We start from the raw sequence: 24,858 nt of genomic DNA, 5'->3' as shown, positions 1-24,858 counted from the left end.
CTTATCGCAAACGCTATGGTCGCTATGAAAGAAGAGGCAAAATTAAAAACCGGGTCAGTATTGATGTTCGCCCGGAAATCGTTGATAAAAAAGAACGTATTGGCGACTGGGAAGGGGATACGATAATAGGGAAAGACAAAAAAAGCGCCTTATTAACCCTGGTTGACCGCAAAACGCTGTATACCCTTATTGTTAAACTTGATAGCAAGCAGGCATCAGAAGTCGCAAAAGCGGTAGTGAAAGTATTATACCCGTTAAAACAAAGGGTTAATACCATCACATTCGATAATGGTTTGGAGTTCGCAGAGCATGAAATCATGAGTAAAAAATTAGAAACCCAAATTTATTTTGCTCACCCTTACTCGCCCTGGGAAAGAGGGATAAATGAGAATATCAATGGACTCATCAGACAATACTTTCCAAAGGGAACTGATTTTAATGAAGTCTCTGATCAGGAAATAAATTTTGTGGTAAACCGATTAAATAATCGCCCCCGAAAAACCCGGGGAGGGAAAACCCCGAATGAATTATTTAAAGGAATACGAACATGTTTACTTCCGGATTAACGATGTTGCACTTATTATGTGAATCCAAGTATTATAAAGTTAAATCGGGCACATATGTACCCGAATATTCGTTACTATAATTTAACAATTGGACAGGTTTCACAGTTTGGTGTGGATATTTGCCCCTTATTAATAACTTGAGTTTCTCTGCCTGCTTGTTTATCCGTGGCAGTTAATGAACCATCGATAGTACTTTTAATATCATCAGCAGCAAGATCTCCCTGTATTAACAGCGTGAAATTGCCTTTACCCTGTAATTTCAACGGCACCCACCGCCATTGATGCAAAGTTGCTAAATCTGCATCTATTCCCCGGAAATCTAAAGTGAATGGCTTCTGTAACTGTTGATCTACTGTGCCTTTTATTTTCAATAATCCATCATCAACAGAAGCATCTAATTGGTCGAGGATCAGTTTATTTCCCTCTGTGTGTAATTTAAGGTAAGGACGACGTAATTCAACTTTGTTAAATGTTGCGCTGGTGGCATTCAGATTTGAAGAGCCACGCCAGATCCCCCATTTCCCTTCTTTCAGTAATTCCATATCATAGATATAACCACTGAGGGCGGTAAGCTGGAATGGGAAATCGGGGTTAATATCAATCAACAAGCTGTTGTTAATCGTCAACTCGTTAATGGAAAATCCGGATATCCATTCAGGCAATGATTTTTTCAGCAACTGATGCCAATTTTGTGGCAAGGTATAAATTAAACCGGCAACCGTTGCATTGGTGATGTTGAATTGCTTTGTTTGGTGATTCCATTGCCCTTTGACGTGGAATAATCCCTTTTCCCAACGGGAAGTGAGATTGGAAATAGTGAGTTCATTGCCGGCGAGAAGCAGGTGACCAATAACATCGGTGAAATGAAGATCATTTAGCGTAATATCCATGACGTTGAAATCAATGACGCCCTCTTTTGCCTGCCAGTGCCCGTTAATCAAACCGACATTTTTTACTGAGGCATCCAGATAGTTAGCAGACCAGTTTTTGCCCTCCAACTTAGCATTAGTCAGATTGAGATCTTTGATGCTGACCGCGGGTAATTTGTTTGCTTTTAGCAATAACTCTTCAAGTGTCATTGGCGTTTGCCAGCGAATATTGCTGATAAGTAAATTATCCCACTGCCAGCTACCATCAGGCTGACGTTGCCCATTACCCGATACCGAACCTTGTGCCAATGTTGCACCAAATGAACGGATAGTCAGGGCATTCTGCTGGTTATCTCCGCGCATAATGACTTTTTCCAGAGAAATATCATTGAAATTCAGTTTGTCAGCGCTGAATTGAAACTCCCCATTCCCTGCCAGCTTATTTGATTGTGGGTTCCAGGGGGTGATACCGCCGGTGATGTTTTGCCCTTGAATTTGCCAGTCTGTATTTTCTGACTGAATAGTCATCTGATTAAGTTGCAGAATATTGGCGCTAAAAGGTATGGATTGTGGCTGCCCTTTGATAGTTAATTGGCCCTGTTGCAATAACAGACGATGAAAATGACGCGGGGAAGTGAATTGCTGCCAGTTGAAATCGAATGCGACAACTTGAGCCGCTAAAATGAAAGTCTGTTGCTGATTGCTAATGACAATATTGGAGAATGCCAGAGTGCCCGGTTGTGACCAGTTATGTTCGATATTGCCGATTTGAACCTGATAACGGCTGTGATGACTCAGCCATTGACTAAGCTGATGTGCTCCCCAGTTTGTCTGTATCATGACATAAACAGTGATTACTGCCAGGATTAGCAGTAATAACAGAGTAACCAGCGATTTTCTTAACCATCTCATCATCAGACTCCAATTTAATCGGCTTATAGCTTCCTTTTATGCCGTAATTTTGGCGTTCACTCAAGAGATGGTGTATAAAAGTTATGAGCGAGGATAAATTATTATTTGTAACATTTGTATAATTTAACAATAGAAATACCAACAAGTCACGATGTTAGTTGTTATTTATAATGATTTCAGGGTATGTAAATGAGGGAAATAATGAATTGTTCTTTATCGTTTTATTCTATTAAAATAAACTTAAGAGATTAATCTTAGTTTAATTGTATTTTTGTTTTTCATGCCTAAGTTTTTATTATTAATAGCTTATCGAGTTTGTGTGAATTTGTTAATAATTGTATTGTGTGATTAATGTAATTATTAAATCTAGATTTTGTTGCATGACAATATAGCCAATGACATCCGAATGGATTAATGTATTAATGGATGGCTATAAATGGAATAATGATATTTTTTTTTCGTCATTCCTTTCTATTCCTTTCTCAGTTTGATTGATGCTTGAAAAAACACTGCATAGTTTATTTTCACCCATCTTCCGGCAAATAAAAAATGTAAGGAATCTTCTATGTCAGAAAACATGCAACAAAAATCGTCGAATGAGGGTAATATCCGCACAACCCGCCCACTTACAGGAAAGGAATTTCTGGATGGGCTAAACGATGGTCGGGAAGTCTGGGCTTATGGTGAACGCATTCACAATGTTGCCAACCATCCTGCATTTCAAAATCCAGCCCGCGCTATTGCGAAACTCTACGATGCTTTGCACGATCCGGCTCATCGTGATGTACTGACTACGGCTACAGATACGGGGAGTGTTGGTGTGACACATCCCTTTTTCCGTATACCGCACTCACAGCAGGATTTAATTGCTGATCGTGATGCTATCGCTGCGTGGGCTCGCATGAGTTATGGTTGGTTGGGTAGAAGCCCTGATTATAAGGCTTCGTTTCTTACCTCACTCGGCGTAAGACCGGATATTTATGGTGATTTTGCTGATAATGCAAGAAACTGGTATATCCGCTCACAGGAAAACGTATATTACTGGAATCACTCGATTATTAATCCGCCAATAGATCGTCATTTATCACCTGATGAAATTGGTGATATTTGTGTTCATGTTGAAAAAGAGTGTGATGATGGATTAATTGTTAGCGGCGCTAAAGTTGTTGCCACGGGATCGGCGATGTGCCATTACAACTTTATTGGTCATTACGGCTTACCAATAAAGAAACGGGAATTTGCGTTGGTCTTTACTGTGCCGATGAATTCGCCAGGAGTGAAATTAATTTGTCGTCCTTCTTACTCAATGGCGGCTGATAAAATGGGCAGTCCTTTTGATTATCCGCTCTCGTCCCGATTTGATGAGAACGATACGATAATGATTCTGGATAAAGTAAAGGTTCCTTGGGAAAACGTATTTATCTATGGGGATATAGACAAAGTTTCGTTATTTTTTGCTGAGTCGGGTTTTTTTCATCGGGCGATGTTGCATGGTTTGACCCGATTGGCGGTTAAACTTGATTTTATTTCTGGATTGCTTCTTAAGGGCGTTGAAGCCACAGGTACGAAGGATTTTCGCGGCGTGCAAACACGGGTTGGCGAAGTCTTGTCATGGCGTAATCTGTTTTGGGCGCTTAGTGATGCAATGATTAAATCTCCAGAGCCTTGGGGTGAAGATGCCCTATTGCCTCGGTATGAGTATGGGATAGCTTATCGTTGGTTTATGACGCAAGGTTACCCGCGGGTAAAAGAAATTATTGAACAGGATTTGGGCAGTGCCTTGATTTATATTAACTCTCATGCCCGCGATTTTTCCAACCCGGAGCTGTCTCCTTATCTTGATAAATACATGCGTGGCTCCAATGGTTACAGTGCAGTTGAGCGAGTCAAGCTCATGAAACTGATTTGGGACTCTGTTGGTACGGAATTCGCTAACAGGCATGAATTATATGAGCTCAATTATGCTGGCAACCATGAAGTTACCAGACTCGATGTGTTATGGGCTTCCCAAGCCTCGGGCTTAGTGGATCAATTGAAAGGCTTTGCTGAGCAGTGTATGAGTGAATACGATCTTGATGGTTGGGTTGGTAACGATTTTATTTGGCCTTCCAACTACTAGGAAATAACTCTAGGAGATAAATCATCATCACGCGCGATGATGAAATATACGTGCGTGATGAATTGATGTTGATTATATGTAACCTGATATCAGATTGTTAGAGAGATTATTTTTCCTGCGGAAACACGAGATTCAGAGTGATGGCTGTCAAACCGCCAGCAGCAATACCGGAAGAGAGTAACGTTTTCAGCCAATCAGGAGCGAACTGTAAAATTAACGGTTGTTGAGCAACGCCCATACCAACGGCTAAAGATAGCGCGATAATCATAATTGCCCGGCGGTTAAGTGCCTCTCTAGAAACGATACGGATACCCGACGCGGCAATCGTACCGAACATCACGATAGTGGCACCTCCCAATACCGGCTCAGGGATCTGTTGTACAAATCCTGCCACCGCAGGAAATAGACCTAATAGCATCAACATTAGCGCCACGGCATAACCTACACGGCGGCTGGCAACACCAGTTAGTTGGATAACCCCGTTATTCTGCCCAAAACAAGAATTTGGGAAAGTATTAAATACGGCAGAAAGCATAGAATTTAGGCCGTTAGCTAAAACACCACCTTTAATTCGCTTCATATATAGAGGACCGCTGACCGGTTGCTCGGAAACATCAGACGTTGCGGTAATATCACCGATGGTTTCCAACGAAGTTACCATGAAAATCAGCATCAACGGGATAAGCAGATTCCAGTCAAAAGAAAGACCATAATAGAGTGGTGCGGGAATTGTCATGAGTGAACCATTTTCCTGTACCGTTGCTGGCGGCAGCATACCCATTAGCCAGGCGGCAACATAACCGACCACCATTGCAATCACCAGAGAAGCGACACGCAGATAAGGATTACGCTGGCGGTTCAGCAAAACAATCACCACCAATACAACACCAGCCAGAAACAGATTCTCCGGAGAACCAAAAGTGTGATTTTCGATAGCAGAGAATCCACCGCCGATAGAGGTTAATCCAACCTGAATCAGAGACAAACCGATAATCATCACCACAACACCGGAAACCAATGGGGTGATAATTCTTCGGGCCAGATGCAATACGCGGGATAACAGAATTTCAGTAACGGATGCCACCATTAGAGTACCGAATAACGCTGCCATCATAGTAGGAATGTCGGCACCGCCGTTTTTTAATGCCAGCCCGCCCATGATCAGTGGGGAAACAAAGTTAAAACTGGTCCCTTGGATGGAAAGCAGACCAGAACCGACAGGCCCCCAAGTTCGGATCTGAATCAATGATGCTAACCCTGAAGCAAACAGAGACATACTGATAATCCGCTGCGTATCGTGAGCAGGCAACCCTAGCGCTTGGCAGATCAAGATTGCTGGCGTGATGACCGCGACAAACATTGCCAGTAAATGCTGACAGGCGGCAAACAACGTTTGTGGCAACGGCGGCCGATCTTCTAAGCGATAAATCAATTCACTAGCTGGTTTTTTCGGGGGTATTGTTTCAGCTTGTTCAGGGGATGAGGTGAGCATGGTGTGAAATTCCGGACTGACAAAGAGCGCATTTTAATGATCAATCGTGTAAAAGCAATCGTTTGCTTAAAAATCCTGTTAGCTGCTGTGATTCGCTCTGGTCACATTTTTATATGTTTTAACTTGTGTTTGTTGCAGATTTTTTTTCTAATCCAGCGTTGCCTGCTTTTGGCGTTTTCTAAAGGATGAGTATAACGTCGTAATAACTTACATAATTTTAACAATATAGCTGGGGTACATAGATGTATCATCTTGATGTTTATGGCACGCTCGTTGCGTCTGCATTAGTACTATTATTTGGACGCAAACTTGTACAATCAGTCCCATTTCTTGAAAAATACACCATTCCTGAACCTGTCGCGGGTGGCCTGTTAGTTGCTCTGATTCTTTTAGCGGTTAAACAAACAACAGGCTGGGAAATCAACTTTGATTTATCTCTTAAAGACCCTTTGATGTTAACTTTCTTCGCCACTATCGGCCTGAATGCCAATCTTGCCAGCCTTAGAGCGGGTGGTAAGGTCCTGTTTACATTTGTTTTCGTCGTTGTGGGTTTGTTACTGGTTCAGAACACAGTGGGTATCGCGCTAGCTGAACTGTTAGGTCTGGACCCATTAATGGGCCTGCTGGCGGGTTCTGTGACGCTGTCTGGTGGTCATGGTACCGGTGCCGCTTGGGGTAAACTGTTTAGTGAGCGTTATGGTTTTGAAAATGCAACAGAAGTGGCGATGGCCTGTGCGACTTTCGGTTTAGTACTGGGTGGTTTGATTGGTGGTCCGGTCGCTCGTTTCCTGGTGAGAAATACAAAAACTCCGGGTTTGAGGGGCGATGATACCGAAGTGCCGACAGCATTTGAAAAACCTTATACCGGGCGGATGATCACAGCACTGGTGATGCTGGAAACGATCGCATTAATCGCTATCTGCCTGATGGCAGGTAATTTTGTGTCTGAATTCCTGCAAGGTACATGGTTTGAATTACCGACGTTCGTCTGTGTGTTATTTATCGGGGTTATTCTCAGTAACAGTCTATCGGTGTTAGGTTTTTACCGAGTCTTTGACCGAGCGGTTTCTGTACTGGGTAATGTAAGTCTTTCCCTGTTCCTGGCAATGGCGTTAATGAGCCTGAAATTGTGGCAGATGGCATCGCTGGCATTACCCATGCTGGTTATTCTCACCATCCAGGCTATCGTGATGGCGCTGTATGCAATTTTTGTCACCTATCGGGTGATGGGTAAAAACTATGATGCAGCGGTTCTGGCGGCGGGTCACTGTGGTTTCGGTTTAGGAGCGACACCTACCGCCATTGCGAACATGCAGGCGATTACCGATCGCTTCGGGCCATCCCATGTAGCGTTTCTGGTGGTGCCGATGGTTGGGGCATTCTTTATCGATATCGTTAACGCGATTGTGATTAAACTCTATCTGTTGTTGCCGGTATTCCCGGCGGTGTAGACAAATTGGCAAGATACTGCGCCAGCTATGCAGTTGGTGCAGTATTGTTGTTGTGTTCTTTAGTCATTATTCGCAACTAGGCGGCTACCAAGGGCCGCGCGTGTTCCAATTTGTCAGCCAAAACCTCATTTCATTTTTCCGCTAAGCTATGTTTGTGAAATAATGAATAATTGACAGTATATGGAGCACCATTTACATGGTAAATAGTCAGACCGTTGACAAACCTTGTTAAAAATAACGGTGTCCGTGTGCTGCTTAACATCTGCAAAACTGCGCTCTATCGTCTCCTTTCGTCGTTTGTAAATCTTTTCTCCTCATGATTAATTCGCGGATAAATTCGAAATCAATGGCGGCATCGACTTGACGGACCAGATAATTTTTGGGGACCAGCTCGTCAAGCAGGAACGTTTCTGGTGAAATGGTCTTTTACTGTGTTTTACTTATAATTTAGCGCATTCAAATATAGTAAGAAGGATGAACAACGATGAAGCTTTTTAACGCTCTGGGGTTTCGTTGGGACAGATCTTTGGTTCCTCATATTGTTCCGATTCATTCTATTGAGCGGGTATGTTTCCGCTTTCATCGGATGCTACCGGAGTTTGTTTGGGATGCTAGCGTTCTTGAAGGCAATCCTTTTACTTTCCCCGAAGTGAAAACATTATTGGACGGTGTAACCGTCGGTGGTAGGAAGGTTTCTGATCAGGAGCAAGTACTGAATCTCGCAGAAAGTTCCAGATGCCTGTTATCTCTGGTGAAAAGAGGTCAATTTGAGTTGACCAAGGCTACGTTTACTGAACTTCATAGCATAGTTGCTCGCAATGAAGCTTTGGAATGGGGAACATTCCGTGGAGAAGGGCGGGAAACCAACTACACCCCAGATGTTAGTTTAGGTGAGTGTGGGCGGCATATTCCGTTACCTACCGTATCAGGCGCACCAGAATTGAACCGCATTTTTCAAGCCGGTGTGGCGGCATTGGATGAGTGTCAGTCTTTTGAAAAGGGAATCGCATTCTTCCTTTTTGGTGCGTTACAGCAATTTTTCTTTGACGGTAATAAACGTACTTCCCGTTTCATGATGAACGGTATTTTGATGTCAAACGGTATAGACGCCATCAGCGTGCCTGCGGCGAAAATACATGAGTTTAACGAAAAGATGGTCCGCTTCTACCTGAGCAAAGATGCCACTAAAATGATGGCGTTCCTAGTGGATTGTCACCCGGATGCAGAGCAAATTCGAGCGGCGAATAGATGAAATAATATTGGTAACCGGACAGGAGTAGTCATTCTGATAATAATACTTCTATCGCCTCTATCTATGTGACCGGGGTGAGTGCAGCCAACAAAGAGGCAACTTGAAAGATAGCGGGTATACCGTTAAACATTAAAGGATGGAAATAGTTCCTCAAATAACGACGGATCATTGGCATCTCTTTATTGTTTAAACGACATAATTATTATAAGAATAATGGTTTCCACAAAACATATCATAGGTGTTTTATATTTATCTTACTTCCTCATATTTATCCGAAAATCAACCAGCATTAAAAAATAATATCTAATTCATCGCTAACGTATTAATATAAATAATGTTTCATGATTCTGCCACACGCAACCTTACTAACCCATTGTTATACATGGAATTATGAATGGTATGAAATGTAGAGCTATTTTGGAATCTTATTTATAATAAGAGAAAAAATTTCAGTAATTATTAATTCGTACTAAATAATATATACCTTATAGATTTCAAGATGCATCGCGACGGCAAGGGAGTGAATCCCCGGGAGCATAGGCAACTTGAAAGATGACGGGTATAAAGTATTTTGGCCTTTAGCTAAGGATAACAACATGAAAGATAACACTTTATATGGCCCTATTGCACATCTTTACGAGAGCTTTTCAGATGCTACTGACCATATCAAAGTAGAAATCAGAACTATCTTCAATCTGGCAGGAGATATACACGGGAAATCAGTGTTAGATTTAGCCTGTGGATATGGTCTCTTTAGTCGAGAATACAGAAATCGTGGTGCGTCGAAAGTCATTGGAGTCGATATATCAGAAAACATGATAGCGATTGCGAAAAGCAAATCACAACAATACGGTGATGATATCGAATTTCACGTAAGAAATGTCTGCAAGATGGAGTCGGAGTCGTTTGGCAAGTTTGACATAGTTAATGCAGCCTGGTTATTCTGCCATGCAGAATCTCTTGAAGACCTTGAAACTATGTTCCGTGTCATTGCCGCTCATCTCAAGCCTTCCGGTAAATTAATTGCGTATACCTTTGAACCTGATTATCGATTAGAGAAAGGGAATTATGAGAATTATTGTATAAAAGTTTTGAGTGAAGAGCCGGTGAAAGACACCACTCTCGTGAAAGCTGAATTTCTTACCACACCACCTAGCCCTTTCACTATGTATCGTTGGAGTCGTGAACAATATCAAGCAGCGATCCAAAAGGCAGGGTTCAAACAATTTAAATGGCAAAAACCCATGCTGTTAGAAAGCGATATTGAGGCTCATCCCCCAGGTTTTTGGGATGATTATCAACGAAATTGCCTTGATACAGCTCTTGTTTGTCAGATTTAACCAGATAATCCCCAAGATCCATTCTCTTTCCTATACCAATCCCCCGGTGAAAATCGAGGGATTTTTTTGAATTTCCTTCGTCCGGCAAAACAACTTTTCCTGACCTCCAGCCGGGATTCAGGTTTCTGAGGAAAACGGCGCTCGGGTAACTCACTCAAGCATCTGATAAAAAAGTTTAGCTGCTTATTTTATTGCTGATTAAATAAAGCGTCCCACGTTTTATCTCTTCATTTATAGATGGTTATGTGGATCTTGCGTCTGATGCAACACCGCCAACACTTCAATACCAGTCGGAACTTCCCGGTAGTAAATAATGTGGCTCTCTACGGGGAAACTCAGCACACCAAAATAAAGATCCTCACTGCGATCACGACCGGGGGATGGATGACGATCAAGAATTTCCGTCATAGTCACACGTAACGAAGTTGAATAAGCTTCCGCGACATTCGCCCCCCATCGGCGCATAGAATAGAGTTTGATTGCACGAATATGCTCTCTGGCTTTCTTTGTAAACCGGACACTCATCCTTAAGCCTTACCCTCAAGTTCATCAACCGTCAACGGTGCAAATACATCATCAATACTATGCAATTCGCCACGATCAGCTTGTGCAATAGATTCAGCCAGAACGGCTTTTAAATTCTGTAACTTGAGCTGTGCGAACTGATCATACTCTTCAGGAGAGATAACCACGGCTACACGCTTACCATGCTTACTAATTTCTACAGGTTCACGCTGAACTTTCATAAGCAGATCACCAAACTGGTTCTTAGCTAGTTGTGCGGGAATAATTTCCATACATCACCTACCGTCTAAAATGGCTCGAATAGCTATTATAGCTAAAAATGCATGGAGCTACCAGTAATCAAAATAGCTAACCGCCAACCAAGATGACTTTTGGGCACCAACGGTTTGCCGGACTCTCTCACGCAACAAGGCATGCTGATATTTCATTTTTGCCTTTACCGATGAGGATCGTCTCAACAGCACAAATAAACGTCAATTTACTCGCGCCATTCTGTTCCGCAATGATTATCAGTCAGTTTCCGAGAAACTTCGTCATTCAGGATTTAAAGAACATAATGAATATGATTAGTTAATTTATTAAGTGTTATTTTGTTATTGCCGGTCATTAATCAATGGCTGAGAAAAATATAATAATTCAACCTATGGAATATTCACTTGAAATTTTATCACTCCCGCTCTCTACGAAATAGTTTTTAATGTAAATCCTAAAGAAAAGAAGTAACTCATTTCTTTATAAATAGAAAATATATTGCGCCCCTTTTGGTGATTTTTATTCTTTGCTTTACAGATAATACTTAGTAGATTAAGTTACATGTATGCGTATTAATAAAAATAGCAATAAGGATGTACATCCCCCCTAAATTCTGTTGCCCAAGTCTCATAATTTTAATTTTTACGCTTTATCGATAAAAAATAATCTAAAACCAACTACCAAAAAATCAATTTAGTATTAACCTATAATTGTCAGTCGATAATTTTTTCTATTATCTTCTTCATCAAAGAATAGCTAGTAGTAAATTGCAGTAGAAATTCAGCTTAACCCGCAAGGGATAGGTTTTATGGCATAGATTCCCCTGTAGGTAAGAAGGTTAATCCGATATCACCATCATTAGGAGAATAATATGAATCAAAATAACGAACCCTCACCAAACATGGATGCCGAAGGTAATCCTATCAAGCAATATTGGCAACCGGACCGAAATAGCTCCTCTGAGAATAATACTTCCATCGTCTCTAATAACGAGTCAACCGCCATGTTATTGCCAAGTGGCAGAGTGATGACTTGGGGAAATGATTATAGTAGCCAAATCCCGCCTGACATTGCCGAATTGCAGGATATCGTCAGTATCAGTGCAACAAGTGAGGCTTTCGCGGCTCTGCGGAAAAACCGTAGCGTGGTTGCTTGGGGGAACGAGGATAAAGGTGGTCAAATCCCACCAGAAATTGCCAAATTACAGGATATTGTCAGCTTGAAGGCAACAGATTCTGCTTTTGCGGCCCTGCGGGTAAACGGTAGCGTGGTCGCTTGGGGCGATGAGAATTTCGGTGGTCAGGTTCCAACAGAAATCGCCAAATTGCAGGATATTGTTAGCTTGAGTACAACAGGCTCCGCTTTCGCGGCTCTACGGGAAAACAGTAGCGTCGTCGCGTGGGGAGATGAGTATTCTGGCGGTAAGGTACCGCCTGAAATTGCAGAGCGGCAAGATATTGTCAGCCTGAGTTCAACAGTAAACGCATTTGCAGCCTTGCGGGCAAATCGCAGCGTGGTCGCCTGGGGACTTGAGAATTGGGGCGGGCAGGTTTCGCCAGAAATTGCCCAATTGCAGGATGTTGTCAGCCTGAGTGCAACAGATTCTGCTTTCGTCGCCCTGCGGTCGAACCGCAGTGTAGTCGCCTGGGGCTTCAAAAATTCGGGCGACCAGGTTCCGCCTGAAATTGCTAACTTGCAGGATATTGTCAGTATCAGCGCAACAGGAACTGCATTTGCAGCCCTACGGGCAAATCACAGTGTCGTCGCGTGGGGAAGCAAATATTCGGGTGGCAGTGTTTCGCCCGAAATTGCCAAATTACAGGATATCGTCAGTCTGAGCACAACATATGGTGCTTTCGCGGCCTTGCGGGCAAACCGCAGTGTAGTTGTTTGGGGAGGCAATGGTATTTCAGCCCCGCCCGAAATTGCCGAATTGCAAGATATTGTCAGTATCAGTGCGACAGAAACCGCGTTTGCCGCCCTACGGGCAAATGGTAGCGTAGTCGCTTGGGGATATGGCAGTTATCAAGGCAACCAAATTCCATCCGGGATAGCCCGATTACAAGATATCGTCAGCCTGAGTGCGTCAAAAAACTCATTCGCCGTATTGCGGGCTAATGGTCGGAAAGTAGCCTGGGGTTCTGCTTACGACAATAACGTGCATCATGAATATGAAAATTAACTACCACATTATCATGTGGTTACGATACAGACCCTTGTGGATAAGGTAAATCCAATATGACCTTATTTAGGAGAACAAAATGAACCAAAATGACGATTTCTCACTAAACGGGGATACCCGCAGTAGTTCTATAAATCAATACCGGCAATCCGGCATAAATAGTAACTTTGATGACAATATCCCCATCGTTTCTGACGGGGCCAGTGCTATGTTATTGCCAAATGGCAGAGTGATCGCCTGGGGAGATGAAAATTATGGTGGCCGAATACCGCCAGAAATTGCTCAATTGCAGGATATTGTCAGTCTGAGTACAACAGGCTTTGCTTTCGCGGCCTTGCGGGCAAATCGTAGCGTAGTTGCCTGGGGACTTAAAGATAAGGGCGGCCAGGTTCCGCCAGAAGTTGCTAAATTACAGGATATTGTCAGCCTAAGTGCAACAGGAGGTGCTTTCACAGCCCTGAGGGTAAACCGCAGTGTAGTCGCTTGGGGGGCTTCGGACTATGGCGGCCAAATCCCGCCAGAAGTTGCTAAATTACAGGATATTGTCAGTCTAAGCACAACAGATTCTGCATTCGCGGCTTTGCGGGCAAATCGTAGTGTAGTCGTCTGGGGGGATAGCTCTTTTGGAGGTGAAATCCCTCCCGAAATTGCCAAATTACAGGATATTGTCAGCATCAGCGCAGGAAGCCTTGCATTTGCAGCCCTGCGGACAAACCGTAGCGTGGTCACCTGGGGATTAGGAAGTGCCGGCGGTCAGGTCCCCCCAGAAATTGCCAGACTACAGGATATTGTCAGCCTGAGAGCAGGTGCTGATGCTTTCGCGGCCCTTCGGGCCAACGGTAGTGTAGTTAGCTGGGGACTTAAAAATTGGGGCGGCCAAGTCCCTCCAGACATTGCCAAATTACGAGATGTTGTCTGCCTGACTGGCGCAGATATTGCTTTCGCTGCCCTAAGGGCAAACCGTAGTGTAGTCGTCTGGGGGGGTAGTTCTTTTGGAGGTGAAATCCCGCCTAACATTGCCAAATTGCAGGATATCGTCAGTATCAGTGCAACAAGTGAGGCTTTCGCGGCTCTGCGGACAAACCGTAGCGTGGTCACTTGGGGGAACGGGGATAAAGGTGGTCAAATTCCACCCGAAATTGCCCAATTACAGGATATTGTCAGCCTGAGAGCAGGTGCTGATGCTTTCGCGGCCCTTCGGGCCAACGGTAGCGTGGTCGCTTGGGGGAGAAGAAGTTTAAACATCCAGGTCCCCCCCGGAATAGCCCGATTACAAGATATCGTCAGCCTGAGCGTATCGGGAGGTTCATTCTCAGTCCTGCGGGCGAATGGAGAAAGATTAGCCTGGGATGTTGGTAACTATAATATAGTACACAGTGAATATGATGATTAATCCATTGTTATTATAAATCACTAAAAAACACTAAAACCAAGGCTGGGCTATAATATTCCGGCTTAGCCTATTGTTTATTTAATTTGAAATATTAGCTCTCCCGCTCTTGGTGATTTTTATTATTTGCTTTGCTATTAATGCTTGGTAAATTAAGTTACATGTTCACGTATTAATAAGAATAGCCATAAAAATGTACATCTTTATTAAATTATTCTGCTCAAATCTCATAATTTTAAATTTTACTCATTATCGATAAAAATAATCTAAAACCAACCACCAAAAAACAATTTAATATTAACCTATAGGTATCAGGCGATAATTTTTTCTACTATCTTATTTATCAAATATTGGGACTAAGCACCTAGTCTGGAAATGCTGGCAGAGGAAGTTGATAAAACAACTGATTAATTATAAAGAGGCTGGAGATATCTTTATCAATCAAGCAGAAAAACAAGCATTAGGGGAAAAAGCAGCAATCCGTTGAATATAAATAGTTCAGGAATGGAGATTCCATTCCTGATTATGGTGATTTAATTTTGTCTAACACTCAATTAAATCGGATGACAAGCTCTCATTTATTTCTCTTGATGAGATATATTGGTGCCGCTATCTTGTACATAATCATCAAAAATGATAATAAAACTGTTATTAGAAGCAGGATATGATTTTTCAATACCTCTCTGTATTACTGACAATATAAAACCATGTGTATCGGAGAGATCCCACACCTTGACATTTTCACAATCAAGAGCTAAATATTCCTCTCTACCTTCCTCTCCACATTTATTAACCGAAACTTTAACCGGTTCAGTTGAGAGATTTTTAACATAAATCATAAATCCTCCACTATATCAATAATAAATATTTTCATTTAACTCAATGGCATATGAACATAAATTAAGAGAACTAGATAAATAATAAAATTTTTTAGTTAGATTGTATCGAATATAAATAATTTATCTCTTCTCCGTTATTTTCAATCTTGTTATTGTAAATAATTAAGTAGCCATCTGATTTTATTGAATACAACTCTGGAATATTATCTTCGCGTACTACTGACATTAAAAAACCGCGCTTATCTGATCTATCCCATTGAACTACTTCTTCTGGATTAATTTCAATATATTCGTCATTACCTTCTTCACTACTCCATTTACTAATTGCGACTTTAACCACATTATCTGAAAGATTTTTGACATAAATCATATTAACTTCTCCATTATATCAACGTAGATTTATTTAGTTCTAATTTAAAAACATCCTAATATGTACCATAATGAAATATAAGTATAGGATAAAAAAGACCAACAAAACTATTATTTGTGTGACCTCCATCAAGGTTTTATACTTCGAGAAGAAAATATTTAAAATTACATTCATTGAATTAATAGAAACATTTACTATTTAAACTTAGTAACTCAATATTACATTGATGTAAATATAATAATTACCCTTGAATTCATATCATAGGTTTACATCTATTTCCGTTTTAACCTTTGAGCATAACGTTGCGCTAATACCGCATATGCCATCAACGGAATTTGATGAAAAATGGCGGAACCGCCTGTCACCCCAATTATATTTTCTAGGGATATATTTTAACGCTGGTGCTAATTTAGGAATAATTGTGGTTCTATTTTCCATTCCTTTGGCAATAATACATTAACAATTTAATAGAATAATTAAAAGAAAGCTCTATAGCAGAGCATCTTAATTATTGGATAAAACCAAATATCCATATTTTTGGCAGCTTTGAGAAACGGCAAGTCCGTTCCGACATGTTCTCAATCACGCATTACCATAATGTACCCGTTCTGGTAGCCAGCGTTCAATTAAGGCACGGGCATGTTCAGGATAGTGTTGGTGAATATGCCGGGCAATGCGTTGAACTTCCGGCAACATTCCCTGATCTCTTAGCAAATCAGCTACCTTAAATTCCGCATTCCCAGTTTGGCGTGTTCCTAATAGCTCCCCGGGGCCGCGAATTTCCAGATCTTTCTGCGCGATAACAAAACCATCGTTACTGTCTCTAAGCACTTGCAGGCGAATTCTGGCGGTACTGCTCAGCGGCGTTTTGTAAAGTAAAACACAATGAGAAGCGATAGCCCCACGGCCAACTCGTCCGCGTAACTGATGAAGTTGTGCCAAGCCGAGCCGTTCCGGGTTATCAATAACCATCAAACTGGCATTCGGCACATCCACGCCCACTTCAATAACCGTTGTTGCAACCAGAAGCTGTAATTCGCCACGCTTGAAAGCCTCCATCACTGCCTGCTTTTCTGCGGCTTTCATGCGGCCATGCACCAGCCCGACTTTCAGTTCCGGTAAAGCAAGAGTAAGTTCTTCACTGGTGGCTTGCGCAGCTTGAGCTTCCAGCACATCGGAATCTTCAATCAGCGTACAAACCCAATAGGCTTGTCTATTTTCATCAAGGCAGGCGTTTCTGATCCGTTTGATAATTTCTTCACGGCGCGTATCCGGGATTGCAACGGTCGTTACCGGCGTTCTCCCCGGTGGTAATTCATCAATAATAGAAGTATCGAGATCTGCATAAGCGGTCATGGCTAAGGTACGGGGAATCGGGGTGGCCGTCATAATCAATTGGTGAGGATGAAAACCCTGTTCACGTCCCTTTTCCCATAAAGCCAGACGTTGATGCACACCAAACCGATGTTGCTCATCAATAATCACCAGCGCCAGACCGGAAAACTTCACTTGTTCCTGAAACATGGCATGCGTACCGACAATCATGGCGACTTGGCCGTTGGCAATGGCTTCTTGTTGCTTCTGACGCGCTTTCCCCTTTTGCTTACCCGCTAGCCAGCCGACTTGGATACCCAACGGTTCCAGCCATTGCCGAAAGGTATTTGCATGCTGTTCTGCCAGTAGTTCAGTCGGCGCCATCAAGGCGACCTGTTTACCATGCGCAATGGCACGCAACGCAGCCAATGCGGCAACCAGCGTTTTTCCTGAACCTACATCGCCCTGAATCAGTCGCATCATGGGAACATCTTTTGCCAGATCCTGTTCAATTTCCGAGACAACCCGTTGTTGCGCATGAGTTGGAGAAAATGGCAGGCGATTAAGGAATTGCGGTTTTAACTTGTCCTCAGTCGGCAATGATTGAGCGTGATAGCGTTGTACGCCAGCTCTGACGGCTAACATACTCAAATGGTGAGCTAAAAGTTCTTCCAGAACCAGACGGCGATAAGCTGGGTGCCTGCCGGTTTCCAGATCCGCCAGCGCAATATCTGGTGTTGGGCGGTGCAGAATATGCAGTGCTTGCGGCAGACTAATCATGGAGCGGCTAAGCTCTTCCGGTAAAAGTTCATTGATTGTGCAGGTATCCAACAATTTCAGCGCTTGATCAATGAGATTACGCAGCGTCGCCTGACGAACACCTTCTGTTGTCGGGTAAATCGGTGTTAATGTCTCTTGAAGCTGTACATTTCCAGTATGATTTTGAATCTTATACTCAGGATGAATCATTTCGGCACCCTGACTGCCTCTTCTGATTTCACCGTAGACAACAACCTGTTTCCCTTTCGCCAGATTGTTTCTCATTGCCGCCGAAAAGTTAAAAAAGCGCAGTGTGAGCACGCCGGTGCCATCACTAATTTTGCAGATCAGGGTTCGGCGGCGACTAACAGTAACATCGGTACGCAGGATTTCACCTGCGATGGTGGCGGAAATACCCGGCAAAAGATCATTAATAGTGTAAAGGCGTGTCTGGTCTTCATAACGCAGAGGGAAATGCAGCAGAAGATCCTGCAAATTAACCAGCCCTATTTTTGCTAATTTGGCGGCCTGACTTGCCCCGACGCCACGCAGGGAAGTCAGAGGGATGGTATCAAGCAATGGGCCTCTCATAAGGTTTCTTTTATCTCCATTAATTGCATGGCAGTCCATCAGGTTTCACGGGTCACGGCCTGAGCCTGTTTACCATCCATAATAATACAGACGAGTTTAACGTAATCAATGGAATATTTCCCTCTGTAACTGGTTGAAAACCATATCAATACCTTAAGCGTAAGCCGCTATAACGAAAAAGACGATTTGTAACGACAGGTTCTTGTAGCCTGTTTTGAATAATCTGCCCTGTCAGTCAAATGTAAACTAACGTGTTTGCGAGGTGAAAAAATAATCAAAAAAGGTGTTTAAATTTTGCCCCATATCTGTATAACCTCTTGTAGCCTCGGTGAACAATAGGCCATCGTTTTGGGTAGCGGTGTCTATTTTATCCTAGCTTATATCTGTTCTAAGCGGGATATAGCCGGGTTGTGCTATCAATATATTTTGGAGAAATAATCATGGGCCAAAGAAAATATCTGACTCAATCAGAAGTAGAAAGCATGTTGGAAATGGCGAAAGTTGGGCCTAATCCAGAACGGAATTACTGTCTGGTGTATATGAGTTATATCCACGGTTTTCGTGTTAGCGAAGCCAGGCATTTGCGGTTATCTGACATGGAGTTAAAAGAAAAATGTTTATATATCAGGCGATTAAAAGGCGGGTTTTGTACTAACCATCCCCTTTTACAGCGTGAAGTTAAGGCGATTAAGGCATGGCTTAAAGTGCGCAAAACTTTTCAGGGTGCTGATAGTGATTGGTTATTTCTATCGCGTTGTGGGAAACCACTGACTCGCCAGCGCATCTATCAGATTATCAACCAGTTAGGGCAACGGGCGAATATCGCGGTAGAGCCTCATCCACATATGTTGCGTCATGCCTGCGGTTTTGCCCTTGCAGATCGAGGAATCGACACCCGGCTAATACAAGACTATCTTGGACATAAAAACATTCGCCATACGGTACGTTATACCGCGAGTAATGTTGAACGTTTTCAAGGAGTTTGGGGCGTAAAAGGTAGGCGTTAAGGTACGACAGTTAGGACCATTTTGACTATCAAAATATGATCGCCTAGAAATTGTACTAAAAGTTTTCTAATAAAAAAAGAGATAGATTTGTATATATTTGTAAAACTCAATAATCCTACCACAGAAACATTCCAATAATCCACTCTTTTTATTACAACATGCAAAAACACTGCCATTTTGTTGTCACTTTAGCAAAATTGTTGTTCTTTATTTTTGGATATATAAAGATGATATCCTTAAAATTTGCAAAATATTGCATATTAACTCTGTATGGCGCTGTTTTTATACGGAAAAATGGCTGTATTTTGATAGTCAAAATGGTCCTAATTGACAAATTTTTGTACAGCTAGATGCCTCTGTTTATCAAAACGTGATGCGCGAGCTTGAATCGGACTTTAGTTAGGTAGTTAAAAGAGATTAATGAAATGAAAAAGATATTAAAGATAAGCGTCGTGGCGGCGTTGGTTATGGGGGCAGCTTCGGCTGCTTTGGCAGATGGAGAGGAAAATAAAGGGGGGCATAATGCCACAGTAACTATTACTGGTGCTGTCTCGGATGTGACATGTGACATTACCAGTGGTGTAAAAAACGGTGAAGTGAGTTTGGGTAACCATAAGCCAAGTGAATTCCAGCCTGGTGAGGGTAAATTTACGGGCATGAATGTTGTTGAGGGATATAAAACTTTTACTGTTGGTGTCAATGGCTGTGATGGTACCGTTGCGGCAAAAAAATCACTTAAGCTGTTGGTGTCAGGGACTACGATAGCAGCAAGCACTGACATATTTAATGAGGGGCAGGATAATGCGGATGGGCAAACTCCAAATGCGGGTGTTGCATTAACCTATAAGATTGATGGTTCTGGTGATGAAACGGAAAAGCTTCTTAAGAAAGACAGCCGTATCGTATTAGCTTCATCAGAGGAGACAAATCCTAAACCGGTGGCAAACTTTAATGGCAAGTCTGTAGTCTTTAAAGCTTATATGGCGTCAGTGGCTAAAGAGCCATCTACTCAGCGAATTCATGCCCCTCTTACTTTTTCCATAGCGTATGAATGATTGTTGATTCAATAACCAGCCTGAGGAGCCTTTCTTCAGGCTTCTTTGATTGCAAATTCTGGATGATTGAAACGGTGCTTTATAAACCGCTATTGGCTGAGTGAAAAGAGAAAAATGATGATCAATAAACTCCGACTTCCTAACATCATAGTAAAAAGCCTTGTATTAGGTGCATTTTTATTCGCGTCACAAAGTCAGGCCGAAGGCGGATTTGGCATTGATGCTACACGCATTATTTTCTTACAGGATAAAGCTGCAACAACGGTATCGGTACGCAATACAACAACTAATATCCCTTACTTGGTGACGACTAAGATTACTCGCACCGTTGACGGCAAGGGTAAAGCGCCTTTTTACGTCTCTCCTCCTTTATTCCGTTTGGACCCTAAGGGAACCAATGTTCTGCGCATCTTAGGCGATACCAGTAAGCTGCCGACTGACAGAGAAAGCGTCTTTTATTTTAATGCTTCTGCTATTCCCGGTAGTAATAATCCTCCGGGCCAGCGTTCTGAAAGCGCACAAATTGGCGGCGGGATAACTTATGCCATCGGCAATACCATCAAACTATTTTATCGGCCAACGGGATTGGTGGGAACGCCGGAGCAGGCATACAAAGCGCTGCGCTTTACCCATGCTTCCGGGGGCGTTCAAGTTAGCAACAATTCGCCTTATCACATCAGCTTTACCCAGATCAAAGTTGATGGCGTACCGGTGAAGTTTTCTGAAAGTCATCCACAAATGCTGGCTCCTTTCAGTAACCATGTTTATCCCGCTCAAAATAATCAGAACAAAAAGAAAGTGGAATGGGCGGTGATTAGCGATCTCGGCGGTGGAGAGAACTTCAATGGTGAAATTCAGTAAAGCCGGTATCTCAAGGGCTCAGTATCTACGCAGGTACCTGAATTACATCGGTATGGGAGGAATTCTGTGGCTCTCTTCTGGCCCCTTATGGGCAGCGAATTCTGCCAACGTCACATTTAAGGCCGACATTGCCTACGGGACGTGTGATATCGCTGTGGATAACAATAATATCGATTTGGGCAGAGTGCAATTTGCCAGCTTGGTATCAGGGAACGCCTACGGGGAAACCAATCTCACTCTGAGAAATTGCTCAGATGTGATCGATGCAGACAGGGTTGCTCCTGCGATTACCATTACCGGAGAGCATTTTGGTACGAGTGATAAGACGCTATTTCGTAGTCAAAACAGCGAAGATTCGGTTTCAAAGGCAGTGGGCGTCACAGTGCGCTTGAAGAAGCTGAATGGAACGGAATGGTCCTCAAATATAGCGGATAGTGAACCATTTTATCTGGCGGATAAAGGCACAGTCATAAATGCTCAAACTCCTTCTGTGCCGGTGAGGTTTTCACTGGTATGCGCCCCGGCAACAGGGGAGACGGTAATGGTCTGCAAAAAGCCAGGAAGAATCTATGCCAACGTGAATTTTACATTTGATTATCGTTGAGTTTGCAGTGCGATTCATTAAACAGAATAGCTGTAAACGAGAGAGTTTTAAGGTGGACCAAAGTGACAAGGCGAGAAAAAAACAGAGTGGATGACCAACCCGCTTTTCTGAGTAATGGCGGTTGCTCGATGTTGCGTATGGTGATGCTCCGGCTTTGTTGGGGGATGTTAGTTTTGCTGTTCTTGGCAGGCGGCGTCATGGCTGAATCTGAAGATCCTAAAGCCCCCCCAGCGACGAGATCGAGTGGGATAGACGTAGATCTGTTCATAACTGTCGTGCCTGAACCTTGTGACGTAGGGATCAGTGGTAGTGATATCAATGGTTCGGAGCTGAATTTCGGCTCGCTGCCAGCGGCGGAGTTCAGTCAGGCTGGGCATATATCAAACCCCAGAAGATTTAATCTGGAATTAACCAATTGTGGTGATCCGGATGTTTCACCGAACGGACCTGTTATCACTGTGTCAGGAAACACCATCGACGCTGAACAAGGTTTAGTATTCCGTGATCCTGTCTCTGGTTCCGATGATAACGCCTCTGAGGGGTTGGGGTTTATTGTTCATTTAGGAGATGAAGGGAAAATAGGTTGGGATGATTTGGTAATAAATAATCATGAGAATCGCCTTGATTCGCTATTTTTTGATGATGGTCGTGCACAGCTTCCGGTAACAGTAGCGGTTGCGCGTGGAAAAGATAGTAAGGTTATTCGACCTGGCTCATTAATTGCGCGAGTCGCGTTTACCTATTCTTATCCCTGAGATGCGGTTGATCACAGAAGATAAGAATGGGGACCAATGAGGGGAAGAGAGTTAGATGAAAGCGAAAAATAACACTCTTATAAAGCGTGAGTTAATAACATGTCACAGCAGAACGAAATATTCGTTACTCATCATGGTACTGATTGGATGGCTCATCGCTTGTGTGCCTTTGTCGGTTCAGGCGGATGGTAAGAATGCTGAGATCACAATTAAAGGCAATCTGTTGCCTCCGACCTGTGCGTTGAGTGTGAATGGTAAGTACGGCGGCGCTGATGGTTATGACGTTACTATGCCTCAGGTCTATGCGAGTCAACTGAAAAATAGCAAATATGTGGAAAGTTCAGCCTTAGACCTGGTGTTTGAGCTCAGTCACTGTAGTCCAGGCCAATCGCCAACGTTGTACATATGGAGTAGTAATTTTGTCACACAAGATCCGGAACTGTTCATGCCTGTAAATAATACTACCAAGGGAGTGGGGATTAGGTTACGGGACCTTGGCAACCAGCAGTTTGTAAAGGTGGAGCCTAGCAATAAGCCGTTTCAGGTGCCGCTACCGTCCGCAGAAGATGGAACAACGAGGACGTTCAGGGCTTATGTGGGTGGTTTAGGCGATAAAAATAATCCAGTAACGTGTAAAACCGAGAGTAACGAGCCCAATGTGTTATGCGGAGGAGAAGCGCAAGTGACCATACATTTTGAGTTTTCGTATGAGCACTTGAAGTAGATAACGTTATAAGTCAGGTGTATTTGAGGAATAGTGTCTGAAATGAAGTGGGATATATGAAAAAGCTGATAGTTATCGGGATGCTGGGGATATGGGCGGTTATGGCGTCGTCATCAGCGCACGCAGGTCTGATGTTGAGGAAGACACGCATTATTTATCAGCAGAGTGACAAGGTGCAAAGCATCTCACTGCAAAATTCAGGCGAAGAGGTCTATCTGGTACAAGCTGCCGTGACTTCGTGGGATAACCCAAATACCCGTTCATCGGAGTTTACGGTGCTGCCCCCGTTGTTCCGTATGGAGGGCAATAGCTTGAATGTGATGCGCCTTGTACGTACCGGTGGTGATTTCCCAGCTGATCGTGAGTCTCTGTTTCGTTTTCGGATTAATGCGATCCCGGCGAAGAAAACAACTGATGGCAGTAAGGAAAATAGCAACGGGAAACAAGATGAGATTGGCGCGTCGCTATCTATCTCGTTGGGTATGAATATTAAACTTATCTACCGGCCAGATAAGCTGCCGATGACACCGGAACAGGCCCGTGGTCGGCTGACGTTTACACAATCAGGTAATAGTGTGGTAGTGACCAACCCAACACCGTATTACCAGACTTTTGCTCAACTGAAACTTGACGGCAAGGCAGTAGATTTTGATAAAGCCCCGTCAATATTGGTGCCTTTCGGCCAGACGACTTTTCCCCTGGCTGGCAAAGCTGGCAGTAAGGTGGAATGGTCGATGATTACCGATATTGGCGGGGTGAGTAAGCTACAGAACGGTACGTTACAGGCTGGCTGAGTATATTTTGAGATTGGAAGAGCATCACATGGCGGAGCGTAAGGTTTCAATAAAGCAGAGAGTGACGTCTGTGTTATGCGCTCTGGCAATGGTATCACCGGTTTTACCACTGAGGGCGGAAGAGAGTCTGGACGGAGTGTTATATATCAATGATGCCCGGGTGATTTACTTTGAATCATTCAGCAATGGTGTTCCTTCGACATTCATTAATAACAGCGACAGCAATTATCTGATTCAGTCAACGGTACGGGAATTGGACCCTGCCACCGGTTTACCATTGGATGCTAAGGCACCATTTATCGTGATTCCGCCTATTGCCAAGGTGGATGCACATGAACGGCAGGTGTTGAAAATCCTGCGTACCGGCGGAGATTTTCCGAAGGATCGAGAATCTCTGTTCTTTCTGAATGTGCGTATGTTGTCTTCTGAGAAACCATCATCGGTATCTAAGGGGTTCTCCGGCAAGGTGAAAATGACGGCGGCGCTGGCGGTGAAGGTGTTCTATCGTCCCGAGGGGTTGCCAAAAGAGGGCGTTGCCGGTGCGGTGAAACAATTAAGCGCATCAGTAAAAGAGAGTGTTGTGACGCTGACTAATCCGTCGCCGTTTTGGATAACGTTGCAGGCTTTACAGGTGAATTCGTTTGCCGTACCGGATCAGGATTTATTTAGAATGGTGCCGCCATTTGGTCAGCAGAGCTGGTCACTGCCGGTGGGCAAAATGTCCCTTGGTAATAATGTCACGGTATCGTGGCGTGCTATTGGTGAATTTGGGTTAAGCACCGATGAAGAGAGTCGATCTATTACTGTATTTGGCAGTGGCTAATAGCAATATGGT

22 protein-coding genes are annotated in these 24,858 nt (G+C 43.3%); 15 read left to right on the top strand and 7 right to left on the bottom strand.

Features of this window, described 5'->3' with window-relative positions; translation table 11 throughout:
- A partial coding sequence (locus EAE91_RS14275; protein WP_214089075.1) for an IS30 family transposase occupies positions 1 to 566 on the top strand: 566 nt, incomplete at its 5' end.
- Between the two features lie 74 nt (positions 567 to 640).
- Here the strand turns inward: EAE91_RS14275 and EAE91_RS14270 are convergent.
- Positions 641 to 2,350, bottom strand: coding sequence for an AsmA family protein (locus EAE91_RS14270; protein ID WP_244868851.1), 1,710 nt, complete (start codon positions 2,348 to 2,350; stop codon positions 641 to 643).
- A gap of 574 nt (positions 2,351 to 2,924) precedes the next feature.
- Here EAE91_RS14270 and EAE91_RS14265 point away from each other — a divergent pair.
- The gene (locus tag EAE91_RS14265) at positions 2,925 to 4,466 is read left to right on the top strand and encodes a 4-hydroxyphenylacetate 3-hydroxylase family protein (protein WP_376744754.1); all 1,542 of its coding nucleotides are present in this window, start codon (positions 2,925 to 2,927) and stop codon (positions 4,464 to 4,466) included.
- Positions 4,467 to 4,572: 106 nt separating this feature from the next.
- Here EAE91_RS14265 and EAE91_RS14260 read toward each other — a convergent pair whose 3' ends face one another.
- Complete coding sequence (locus EAE91_RS14260) at positions 4,573 to 5,958, bottom strand: uracil-xanthine permease family protein (RefSeq protein WP_214089073.1); 1,386 nt, start codon at positions 5,956 to 5,958, stop codon at positions 4,573 to 4,575.
- Positions 5,959 to 6,200: 242 nt separating this feature from the next.
- Between EAE91_RS14260 and gltS the strand changes: the two genes are divergently transcribed.
- The 3 genes from gltS to EAE91_RS14245 all read left to right on the top strand — a co-directional run bounded on the left by gltS (position 6,201) and on the right by EAE91_RS14245 (position 10,001).
- Complete coding sequence (gltS, locus tag EAE91_RS14255) at positions 6,201 to 7,409, top strand: sodium/glutamate symporter (protein ID WP_214089072.1); 1,209 nt, start codon at positions 6,201 to 6,203, stop codon at positions 7,407 to 7,409.
- Between the two features lie 484 nt (positions 7,410 to 7,893).
- Positions 7,894 to 8,661: a Fic family protein gene (locus tag EAE91_RS14250; RefSeq protein ID WP_214089071.1), complete on the top strand. Its 768-nt coding sequence runs from the start codon at positions 7,894 to 7,896 to the stop codon at positions 8,659 to 8,661.
- A gap of 596 nt (positions 8,662 to 9,257) precedes the next feature.
- Entirely contained in the window at positions 9,258 to 10,001 is a 744-nt protein-coding gene (locus EAE91_RS14245; RefSeq protein WP_214089070.1) for a class I SAM-dependent DNA methyltransferase, read from the top strand.
- Between the two features lie 231 nt (positions 10,002 to 10,232).
- Here the strand turns inward: EAE91_RS14245 and EAE91_RS14240 are convergent, their stop codons facing one another.
- Together EAE91_RS14240 and EAE91_RS14235 are read right to left on the bottom strand one after the other, a co-directional pair.
- On the bottom strand, positions 10,233 to 10,526 hold the full coding sequence (locus EAE91_RS14240) for a type II toxin-antitoxin system RelE/ParE family toxin (protein WP_036778412.1): 294 nt from the start codon (positions 10,524 to 10,526) through the stop codon (positions 10,233 to 10,235).
- 2 nt (positions 10,527 to 10,528) lie between these two features.
- Positions 10,529 to 10,798, bottom strand: coding sequence for a type II toxin-antitoxin system Phd/YefM family antitoxin (locus EAE91_RS14235; RefSeq protein WP_012776389.1), 270 nt, complete (start codon positions 10,796 to 10,798; stop codon positions 10,529 to 10,531).
- A gap of 851 nt (positions 10,799 to 11,649) precedes the next feature.
- Between EAE91_RS14235 and EAE91_RS14230 the strand changes: the two genes are divergently transcribed.
- Both EAE91_RS14230 and EAE91_RS14225 read left to right on the top strand, forming a co-directional pair.
- Positions 11,650 to 12,960: an RCC1 domain-containing protein gene (locus tag EAE91_RS14230; RefSeq protein ID WP_214089069.1), complete on the top strand. Its 1,311-nt coding sequence runs from the start codon at positions 11,650 to 11,652 to the stop codon at positions 12,958 to 12,960.
- 79 nt (positions 12,961 to 13,039) lie between these two features.
- Complete coding sequence (locus tag EAE91_RS14225) at positions 13,040 to 14,353, top strand: RCC1 domain-containing protein (RefSeq protein ID WP_214089068.1); 1,314 nt, start codon at positions 13,040 to 13,042, stop codon at positions 14,351 to 14,353.
- 575 nt (positions 14,354 to 14,928) lie between these two features.
- On the opposite strand, the gene EAE91_RS14220 is transcribed toward EAE91_RS14225, so the two are convergent.
- The 3 genes from EAE91_RS14220 to recG all read right to left on the bottom strand — a co-directional run bounded on the left by EAE91_RS14220 (position 14,929) and on the right by recG (position 18,223).
- Positions 14,929 to 15,189, bottom strand: a complete 261-nt coding sequence (locus EAE91_RS14220) for a hypothetical protein (RefSeq protein WP_214089067.1) — start codon at positions 15,187 to 15,189, stop codon at positions 14,929 to 14,931.
- A 91-nt stretch (positions 15,190 to 15,280) separates the two neighbouring features.
- A complete protein-coding gene (locus EAE91_RS14215; RefSeq protein ID WP_214089066.1) occupies positions 15,281 to 15,559 on the bottom strand; it encodes a hypothetical protein in 279 nt (92 codons plus the stop codon).
- Between the two features lie 582 nt (positions 15,560 to 16,141).
- Positions 16,142 to 18,223 carry an ATP-dependent DNA helicase RecG gene (gene recG, locus EAE91_RS14210; RefSeq protein WP_214089065.1) on the bottom strand — a complete coding sequence of 694 codons (2,082 nt, stop codon included), beginning with the start codon at positions 18,221 to 18,223 and terminating at the stop codon, positions 16,142 to 16,144.
- A 440-nt stretch (positions 18,224 to 18,663) separates the two neighbouring features.
- Here recG and EAE91_RS14205 point away from each other — a divergent pair, with 440 nt between their 5' ends.
- The 8 genes from EAE91_RS14205 to EAE91_RS14170 all read left to right on the top strand — a co-directional run bounded on the left by EAE91_RS14205 (position 18,664) and on the right by EAE91_RS14170 (position 24,846).
- Positions 18,664 to 19,230, top strand: a complete 567-nt coding sequence (locus tag EAE91_RS14205; protein ID WP_036778403.1) for a tyrosine-type DNA invertase — start codon at positions 18,664 to 18,666, stop codon at positions 19,228 to 19,230.
- A gap of 425 nt (positions 19,231 to 19,655) precedes the next feature.
- Entirely contained in the window at positions 19,656 to 20,285 is a 630-nt protein-coding gene (locus EAE91_RS14200; RefSeq protein WP_214089064.1) for a fimbrial protein, read from the top strand.
- Between the two features lie 117 nt (positions 20,286 to 20,402).
- Entirely contained in the window at positions 20,403 to 21,146 is a 744-nt protein-coding gene (locus EAE91_RS14195; protein ID WP_214089063.1) for a fimbrial biogenesis chaperone, read from the top strand.
- Entirely contained in the window at positions 21,130 to 21,750 is a 621-nt protein-coding gene (locus EAE91_RS14190) for a fimbrial protein (RefSeq protein ID WP_244868850.1), read from the top strand. Before EAE91_RS14195 ends, EAE91_RS14190 begins: the two co-directional genes overlap by 17 nt.
- Before the next feature lie 62 nt (positions 21,751 to 21,812).
- Complete coding sequence (locus tag EAE91_RS14185) at positions 21,813 to 22,505, top strand: fimbrial protein (RefSeq protein ID WP_214089062.1); 693 nt, start codon at positions 21,813 to 21,815, stop codon at positions 22,503 to 22,505.
- A gap of 55 nt (positions 22,506 to 22,560) precedes the next feature.
- Entirely contained in the window at positions 22,561 to 23,229 is a 669-nt protein-coding gene (locus EAE91_RS14180; RefSeq protein ID WP_214089061.1) for a fimbrial protein, read from the top strand.
- 56 nt (positions 23,230 to 23,285) lie between these two features.
- Positions 23,286 to 24,023: a fimbrial biogenesis chaperone gene (locus EAE91_RS14175; RefSeq protein ID WP_244868849.1), complete on the top strand. Its 738-nt coding sequence runs from the start codon at positions 23,286 to 23,288 to the stop codon at positions 24,021 to 24,023.
- Positions 24,024 to 24,051: 28 nt separating this feature from the next.
- The gene (locus EAE91_RS14170) at positions 24,052 to 24,846 is read left to right on the top strand and encodes a fimbrial biogenesis chaperone (RefSeq protein ID WP_214089060.1); all 795 of its coding nucleotides are present in this window, start codon (positions 24,052 to 24,054) and stop codon (positions 24,844 to 24,846) included.
- Positions 24,847 to 24,858 lie beyond the last annotated feature (12 nt).

Source organism: Photorhabdus noenieputensis, assembly GCF_018448935.1.
In the GTDB taxonomy this organism is placed as follows: domain Bacteria; phylum Pseudomonadota; class Gammaproteobacteria; order Enterobacterales; family Enterobacteriaceae; genus Photorhabdus; species Photorhabdus noenieputensis.
Note: the sequence above shows the minus strand (reverse complement) of the source record. Positions and strands in the feature narration are given on the sequence as shown.

Coding starts and splice junctions, on each gene's coding strand:
- EAE91_RS14270 (WP_244868851.1), bottom strand. CDS start 2,350: ATGATGAGATGGTTAAGAAAATCGCTGGTTACTCTGTTATTACTGCTA.
- EAE91_RS14265 (WP_376744754.1), top strand. CDS start 2,925: ATGCAACAAAAATCGTCGAATGAGGGTAATATCCGCACAACCCGCCCA.
- EAE91_RS14260 (WP_214089073.1), bottom strand. CDS start 5,958: ATGCTCACCTCATCCCCTGAACAAGCTGAAACAATACCCCCGAAAAAA.
- gltS (WP_214089072.1), top strand. CDS start 6,201: ATGTATCATCTTGATGTTTATGGCACGCTCGTTGCGTCTGCATTAGTA.
- EAE91_RS14250 (WP_214089071.1), top strand. CDS start 7,894: ATGAAGCTTTTTAACGCTCTGGGGTTTCGTTGGGACAGATCTTTGGTT.
- EAE91_RS14245 (WP_214089070.1), top strand. CDS start 9,258: ATGAAAGATAACACTTTATATGGCCCTATTGCACATCTTTACGAGAGC.
- EAE91_RS14240 (WP_036778412.1), bottom strand. CDS start 10,526: ATGAGTGTCCGGTTTACAAAGAAAGCCAGAGAGCATATTCGTGCAATC.
- EAE91_RS14235 (WP_012776389.1), bottom strand. CDS start 10,798: ATGGAAATTATTCCCGCACAACTAGCTAAGAACCAGTTTGGTGATCTG.
- EAE91_RS14230 (WP_214089069.1), top strand. CDS start 11,650: ATGAATCAAAATAACGAACCCTCACCAAACATGGATGCCGAAGGTAAT.
- EAE91_RS14225 (WP_214089068.1), top strand. CDS start 13,040: ATGAACCAAAATGACGATTTCTCACTAAACGGGGATACCCGCAGTAGT.
- EAE91_RS14220 (WP_214089067.1), bottom strand. CDS start 15,189: ATGATTTATGTTAAAAATCTCTCAACTGAACCGGTTAAAGTTTCGGTT.
- EAE91_RS14215 (WP_214089066.1), bottom strand. CDS start 15,559: ATGATTTATGTCAAAAATCTTTCAGATAATGTGGTTAAAGTCGCAATT.
- recG (WP_214089065.1), bottom strand. CDS start 18,223: ATGAGAGGCCCATTGCTTGATACCATCCCTCTGACTTCCCTGCGTGGC.
- EAE91_RS14205 (WP_036778403.1), top strand. CDS start 18,664: ATGGGCCAAAGAAAATATCTGACTCAATCAGAAGTAGAAAGCATGTTG.
- EAE91_RS14200 (WP_214089064.1), top strand. CDS start 19,656: ATGAAAAAGATATTAAAGATAAGCGTCGTGGCGGCGTTGGTTATGGGG.
- EAE91_RS14195 (WP_214089063.1), top strand. CDS start 20,403: ATGATCAATAAACTCCGACTTCCTAACATCATAGTAAAAAGCCTTGTA.
- EAE91_RS14190 (WP_244868850.1), top strand. CDS start 21,130: ATGGTGAAATTCAGTAAAGCCGGTATCTCAAGGGCTCAGTATCTACGC.
- EAE91_RS14180 (WP_214089061.1), top strand. CDS start 22,561: ATGAAAGCGAAAAATAACACTCTTATAAAGCGTGAGTTAATAACATGT.
- EAE91_RS14175 (WP_244868849.1), top strand. CDS start 23,286: ATGAAAAAGCTGATAGTTATCGGGATGCTGGGGATATGGGCGGTTATG.
- EAE91_RS14170 (WP_214089060.1), top strand. CDS start 24,052: ATGGCGGAGCGTAAGGTTTCAATAAAGCAGAGAGTGACGTCTGTGTTA.